We start from the raw sequence: 6,464 nt of genomic DNA, 5'->3' as shown, positions 1-6,464 counted from the left end.
GCCGTCGGCTTCGCGCATCGATGCAAAAACGCTATTATAGCGCGACGCCCATGGGCAGCGCCAAGGCGCATGCCCATTGCCCACCTTACCAATGCACAGGAATGCTTCGATGATCGTTCTGCAGACTACCCTGGGTGATATCACCATCGTCCTGAATCACGAGAAGGCACCCAAGACGGTGGCCAACTTCGAGCAGTACGTCCGCGACGGCTTCTACGACGGCACCCTCTTCCACCGCGTGATCCCCGGCTTCATGGTCCAGGGCGGCGGCTTCGACACCGACTTCAACCAGAAATCCGGCCGTGAGGCCATCGAGAACGAGGCCGACAACGGCCTGACGAACACCAGAGGCACCCTGGCCATGGCACGCACCCAGGATCCACACTCGGCGAGTTCCCAGTTCTTCATCAACCTCTCGGATAACGACTTCCTCAACCACAATGGCAAGTCAATCCAGGGCTGGGGCTACTGCGTCTTCGGCGAGGTGGTCGAGGGCATGGACGTTGTCGAGAAGATCGAGACGGTTCCCACCAAACGCCGTGGTGTGCATGCCGACGTGCCAGCCCAGGACGTTGTCATCGAGAAGGCCTACGTCAAGAACGACGCCTGAACAACTGACGGCCACTTGCCACGCCCATAGACAGAGGGCCAACCATGACCACCCTGCTGATATCCGACCTGCATCTGCAGCCCGCTCGACCCGAGGTCACGGCGGGCTTTCTGCACTGGCTCGAGAACAGGGGCCGTGGAGCCCATGCCCTCTATATTCTCGGTGACCTCTTCGAGGCCTGGATCGGTGATGACCTGCTCGATCTGGGGGATGCAGACCCGACCGGCAACGCCGCCCTCGCCTCGCGGGTCGCCGAGGCACTGCAACGTCTCAGCGAGGGCGGCACCCGGATCCTGCTGATGCACGGCAATCGCGACTTCCTGCTCGGCAAGCGCTTTGCCGACGCGGCCGGCGCTCGCCTGCTACCCGACCCCTCCGTGATCGAATTGGGCGGAACGCCTGTCCTGCTGATGCATGGCGATAGCCTGTGCACAGGTGACAAGGCCTACATGGCCTTCCGCACCCAGGCACGCGATCCCCGCTGGCAGCAGCAGGTACTGGCAATGCCGATCAGCGATCGTCTTGACCTGGCAAGACAATTGCGCGAACGATCAGGCGAGGCCAACTCGAACAAGGCCGAGGACATCATGGACGTGACGCCGGGGGAAGTGGTCAGGGTCATGCACGATCAGGGCGTGACCACCTTGATACACGGCCACACCCACCGCCCCGCCGTTCATAGGCTCGAGGTCGACGGTCAGCCGGCACAACGCCTCGTGCTCGGTGACTGGCAGCCCGGCAAGGGTTGGGAGATTGCGGTCGAGGATGGCGGTGAACCGGAGCTGCGAGAATTCAATTTCTAGCCAGTCTCTGGTATCGGAGCCCGAGGCCTCACCACCATGCAGGATGGATCAGGGTACTCTTGCCACATGCCCAGGAAACAGGTGGACAGTAACATTGGCAATCGCGGTCGACATGGAGGCTATCAGCGCTGGATTTTCGCCGTTTCGCGAAGATGATCGATCAATCCCTGAATGGCGGCTTGAGTGCGCAGACGCTCCGCCATGCTCGCCACGAATTGCTCGATCTCGGCATTGACCTCTCCCGACTCGACACGGTCAAGGGCGATAAGGATCACGCGATCACCATCCACGGCGTGGCCATAGACCGTACGGTCATCCTCGGGTGCCGGCAGGCGGAAGGCCGCCTGCCGAACGGACGGTGACACCTCGGCTTGTCCCTGTCGGGAAAGATTCTCGGCGACCTGCCAATCGATGTCGATGGCGTTACCGGCGCGCAGTTGCCCGACAAGATCGCCGGCCCGTTGGGTCAGGTCCTCGCGACGCAGCCTGGACTCGACACTCGCCCTTACCTGGTCACGCACCTCGTCGAGAGGCAGCACGGTAGCCTCGCGACGCTCCGCCACACGGATGACGAGGCGGCGATCCTGGTCGAGTTCAATGACCTCGCTGTTGAAACCTTCCTCGAGCACATCCTCGCTGAACGCATCTGTCATCACGCCGGGTTCGGAGAGCACCCCCTCGCTACCCTCGCGAGAGACCCAATCGCTCTGCTGCAGTTCAAGGCCGATGCCATCGGCAACGCTTTGCAGATCGTCAGCGGCAAAGCTTTCATCGATAAGGCGCTGTACCTTCTCGTTGAACTCATCGGTGACTCGTGAAATGGCCAGCTCACGACGCAGATCGTCGCGGACCGATTCGAAGGGCTCACGTTCCAGGGACGTGACCTTGAGAAGATGAAGGCCATTGTCCGTCTCGACGATATCCGACACCTCACCAGACGCCAGGGAAAAGGCCGCCTCCTCGAAGGCCTCACCGAAGAAGCCGCGACTGATCACACCCAGGTCACCGCCCTGGTCCGCAGAGACCGCGTCATCGGAGACTTCCTCCGCAATCGCGGCGAAATCTTCGCCATCGGCCAATCGTTCACGAACGACCTCCAACTCGGCAACCGCTTCTTCACGCGAACGGTTCCCATTGAACGTCAGCATGATATGCGATACCCGTCGATCGGCATCTTCTGTGCCCTGCTCCCACAGTTCGCGCAGGGAAGATTCCTCTACTTCCACCTCGTTCGCCATCCGCTGACGGTCGATCAGCACATAGTCGAGTCGAACCTGCTCGGGACGCTGAAAATCATCCGCATGCGACTCGTAGTACGCCTGCATGGCGTCCTCGCTGACACGAAGCTCCTCTTCCAGGTCATCGGCGGTCAGCGCGTAATAGCGGAAACTACGGCTCTGACGCTGCAGTGAACCCAGAGTTTGCTGTTCATTGGGCAAGGTGAAATCGCTGAACGCCAGCCCCTGCTGAAGTTGCTGGCGTTTCATGTCGACACGCAATTCCTCACGGAAGGAAAGCGGTGTGTAGCCGGCACTGGCCAGACGATTCCTGAAAAGGTCACTGGAGAAGCGTCCATCCTGATCCTGGAACTCGGGAAGGGAAACAATCAACTGGTCAAGCTGATCCTCCGACAGGTGCATGCCCCCCTTCTCGGCATACTGGGTCAGGAGCTGTTCGGTGATCAATTGGTCGAGCATCTGCCCACGCAGAACCCGTTCCTGTTCCGGTGGCACCTGGCCACTGCGTATCGCCCGTTGCACCTCCAACTCGAGTTGCTGGCGAGTGATAGACTCGCCATTGACCTGGACCACTTCGTCGGCCCCACCGATGAAGATACCTACCAGAGAATCCACCCCGAGAAGGGCCAGGGCGGCGACGATAGCGCCGATGATGATCTTGGCGCCCCAGCTCCTGGAGCGGTCACGGATACTTTGCAGCATGCAGGCCTCTGATGATGGTGGTGGCAAGGGGACACATTATACTCATGAAGACAGGACACGCGACCCTGCTCGAAACCTAACGAAGACAGGCGCACCGCGATGGGCGATGCGCCTGTGAAGACAATCAGTTACAGCAGGACACTGAACAAGGCAGATCACGGGTCAGTCAACAATTCAGGCCCTGAGCAAACCGGACAACCGACCGACGGATCAGTTGACGGAATCCTTTAGTGCCTTGCCTGCCTTGAAGCTCGGCACCTTGGCAGCGCTGATCTGTATGGGCTGACCCGACTGCGGGTTGCGGCCGGTTCTGGCAGCGCGCTCCTTGACGGCGAAGGTACCGAAACCCACGAGAGAAACACTGTCACCCTTCTTGAGGCTGTCGGTGACGGAGTCGACCATGGCATCTAGTGCCCGGGATGCGGCGGCCTTGGGAATATCGGCAGATGCGGCGATGGCTTCAATCAGCTCAGATTTATTCACACTTCACCCCTTGACTGTTTCAATAAATAGCTCTCACAAACGCGACTTGATATGCGGCAGACGCGAAAATTCCGTGGAGCATCTTATAGCAATACGACAAAAGACCTGTCAAGAAAACTCCGCCACGAAGCCCATCAAATCGGCATTTCAATGCTTAAATGGCAAAAAAAAGACATTAATGTGTACTAATCATCGAGTGCGACGCAGTTGATTCGTCCGCACGGGTTTCGTCGGTTTTAGTATCCGCCTTCTTGACCAGTGCTACATCGAGAACTTCGTCGATCCAGCGAACAGGTCTTATATCGAGTGCATCCTTGATGTTATCCGGAACCTCCTTGAGGTCACGGCGATTCTCTTCCGGTACAAGCACGATCTTTATACCACCACGACGCGCAGCCAGCAATTTCTCCTTTAGGCCGCCGATCGGCATCACTTCACCACGAAGGTTGACCTCGCCGGTCATGGCCACGTCACAACGGATCGGGGACCCCGTGTAGGCAGATACCATGGCGGTGACCATGGCCACGCCGGCGCTGGGACCGTCCTTGGGAGTCGCCCCCTCGGGCACATGGATGTGCAGGTCTTCCTTCTCGAAACGGTCGGGATCGATGCCCAGGGCCGTGGCTCGGGCACGAACCACGGTATGGGCAGCGCTGACCGACTCCTTCATGACGTCGCCCAACGATCCCGTCTTGTTGATGCGCCCCTTACCCGGCGTGACCACCGATTCGATGCTGAGCAGCTCACCCCCCACGGACGTCCAGGCCAGGCCAGTGACACGACCGACCTGATCATCCTGATCGGCGAGGCCATAGCTGTATCGACGCACGCCGGCGTAGGCCTCGATGTCGTCAGCGGTGATCGTCACCGGCGCCTGAGCACCTTCCTTTGCCTCCAGCCCGAGACGTTCACGGAGCACCTTGCGAGCCACCTTGGCGATCTGGCGTTCCAATTCACGAACACCGGCCTCACGACTGTAGTAGCGGATCAGTTCGAGCAGGGCATCGTCGGAGAACGACAGTTCATCCGCCTTGAACCCATTGGCCGTCAGCTGCTTCGGCACCAGATAGCGGCGAGCGATGGCCTGCTTCTCGTCCTCGGTATAGCCAGGAAGACGAATGACCTCCATACGATCGAGCAGCGGGCTCGGTATGTTCATGGAGTTCGCGGTGCAGATGAACAGCGTCTCGGAGAGATCGTAATCCAGTTCCAGATAATGATCGCTGAAGGTGTTGTTCTGTTCGGGGTCGAGGACCTCGAGCAATGCGGATGAGGGGTCACCGCGGTGATCCATGCCCAGCTTGTCGACCTCGTCGAGCAGGAAGAGCGGATTCTTGACCCCCGCCCTGGCTATCCGCTGGATTAGCTTGCCAGGAAGCGAGCCGATATAGGTACGACGATGGCCGCGGATCTCGGACTCGTCACGCACACCGCCCAGGGCGAGTCGCACATATTTGCGATTGGTGGCCCTGGCGATGGACTGGCCCAGAGAGGTCTTGCCGACCCCGGGAGGGCCGACCAGGCAGAGCACCGGACCCTTGAGCTTCTTGACGCGCTTGTGCACGGCGAGATATTCGAGGATGCGCTCCTTGACCTCGTCGAGGCCATAGTGGTCCTCGTCGAGCACCTGCTGAGCATGCACGAGATCGTGCCTGATTCGGGTACGCTTCTTCCAGGGCACTGAAACCAGCCAATCCAGGTAGGAGCGAACCACCGTGGCCTCGGCAGAGGATGGTGACATCATCTTCAGCTTGCCGAGTTCCTGGTTGGCCTTGTCCAGGGCCTCCTTGGGCATGCCGGATTCCTTGATGGCCTGCTCATATTTCTCGGCCTCGTTGGGCATATTCTCGAGCTCACCCATCTCCTTCTGGATGGCCTTCATCTGCTCGTTGAGGTAGTACTCGCGCTGAGATTTCTCCATCTGATCCTTGACGCGTGAACGGATGCGCTTCTCGACCTGAAGCAGATCGATCTCCGTCTCGATCAACGCCATCAGATGCTCGATGCGATCCCGCACCCGATCCATCTCGAGCAATTGCTGCTTATCGCCGATCTTCAACGACAGGTGTGCACAGATGGTGTCCACCAGCCGGCTGGGATCCTCGATACCGGACAGCGAGTTCAGCACCTCGCTAGGTACCTTCTTCGACATCTTGACGTACTGCTCGAACTGGTTGAGCAGCACACGCACCAGGGCTTCTTGCTCGCGCTGCGTGAGGGGATCTCTCTCGCGCAGCGCAATCTCGGCACGACTGTAGCCATCATCGGCGGCATGGATCTCGCCTACATCGGCTCGGGAGGTGCCCTCGATCAGGACCTTGACGGTCCCATCGGGCAGCTTCAACAACTGCATGATCTCGGCGACGGTCCCGACCGAGAACAGATCCTCATGATCGGGATCATCCTTGCTGGCTTCGCGCTGAGCCACCAGCAGGACGCGCTTGTCGGCGGCCATGGCCGCTTCGAGGGCCTGGATAGACTTCTCGCGGCCGACGAACAACGGAATGACCATCTGCGGATAGACGACGACATCTCGCAGCGGCAAGAGTGGCAGACTCAGGGTCTGATCGGAATTCTGCTGCATCGCAGAGGCACCTCAAACGGAAACGGGTTCATACCAAGGGAATG

The 6,464-nt window shown here is 59.6% G+C and carries 5 protein-coding genes; 2 read left to right on the top strand and 3 right to left on the bottom strand.

Features of this window, described 5'->3' with window-relative positions; genetic code table 11:
- Positions 1 to 109 precede the first annotated feature (109 nt).
- Together ACESMD_RS04950 and ACESMD_RS04945 are read left to right on the top strand one after the other, a co-directional pair.
- Positions 110 to 610 carry a peptidylprolyl isomerase gene (locus tag ACESMD_RS04950; RefSeq protein ID WP_372610891.1) on the top strand — a complete coding sequence of 167 codons (501 nt, stop codon included), beginning with the start codon at positions 110 to 112 and terminating at the stop codon, positions 608 to 610.
- 44 nt (positions 611 to 654) lie between these two features.
- On the top strand, positions 655 to 1,413 hold the full coding sequence (locus ACESMD_RS04945) for a UDP-2,3-diacylglucosamine diphosphatase (protein ID WP_372610889.1): 759 nt from the start codon (positions 655 to 657) through the stop codon (positions 1,411 to 1,413).
- A gap of 122 nt (positions 1,414 to 1,535) precedes the next feature.
- On the opposite strand, the gene ACESMD_RS04940 is transcribed toward ACESMD_RS04945, so the two are convergent.
- The 3 genes from ACESMD_RS04940 to lon all read right to left on the bottom strand — a co-directional run bounded on the left by ACESMD_RS04940 (position 1,536) and on the right by lon (position 6,420).
- Complete coding sequence (locus ACESMD_RS04940; RefSeq protein ID WP_372610887.1) at positions 1,536 to 3,353, bottom strand: SurA N-terminal domain-containing protein; 1,818 nt, start codon at positions 3,351 to 3,353, stop codon at positions 1,536 to 1,538.
- Between the two features lie 210 nt (positions 3,354 to 3,563).
- Positions 3,564 to 3,836, bottom strand: a complete 273-nt coding sequence (locus tag ACESMD_RS04935) for an HU family DNA-binding protein (RefSeq protein WP_372610885.1) — start codon at positions 3,834 to 3,836, stop codon at positions 3,564 to 3,566.
- Between the two features lie 175 nt (positions 3,837 to 4,011).
- Positions 4,012 to 6,420, bottom strand: coding sequence for an endopeptidase La (lon, locus tag ACESMD_RS04930; RefSeq protein WP_372610883.1), 2,409 nt, complete (start codon positions 6,418 to 6,420; stop codon positions 4,012 to 4,014).
- Positions 6,421 to 6,464: the final 44 nt, after the last annotated feature.

Source organism: Halomonas sp., assembly GCF_041689495.1.
Classification (GTDB): Bacteria; Pseudomonadota; Gammaproteobacteria; order Pseudomonadales; family Halomonadaceae; genus Halomonas.
Note: the sequence above shows the minus strand (reverse complement) of the source record. Positions and strands in the feature narration are given on the sequence as shown.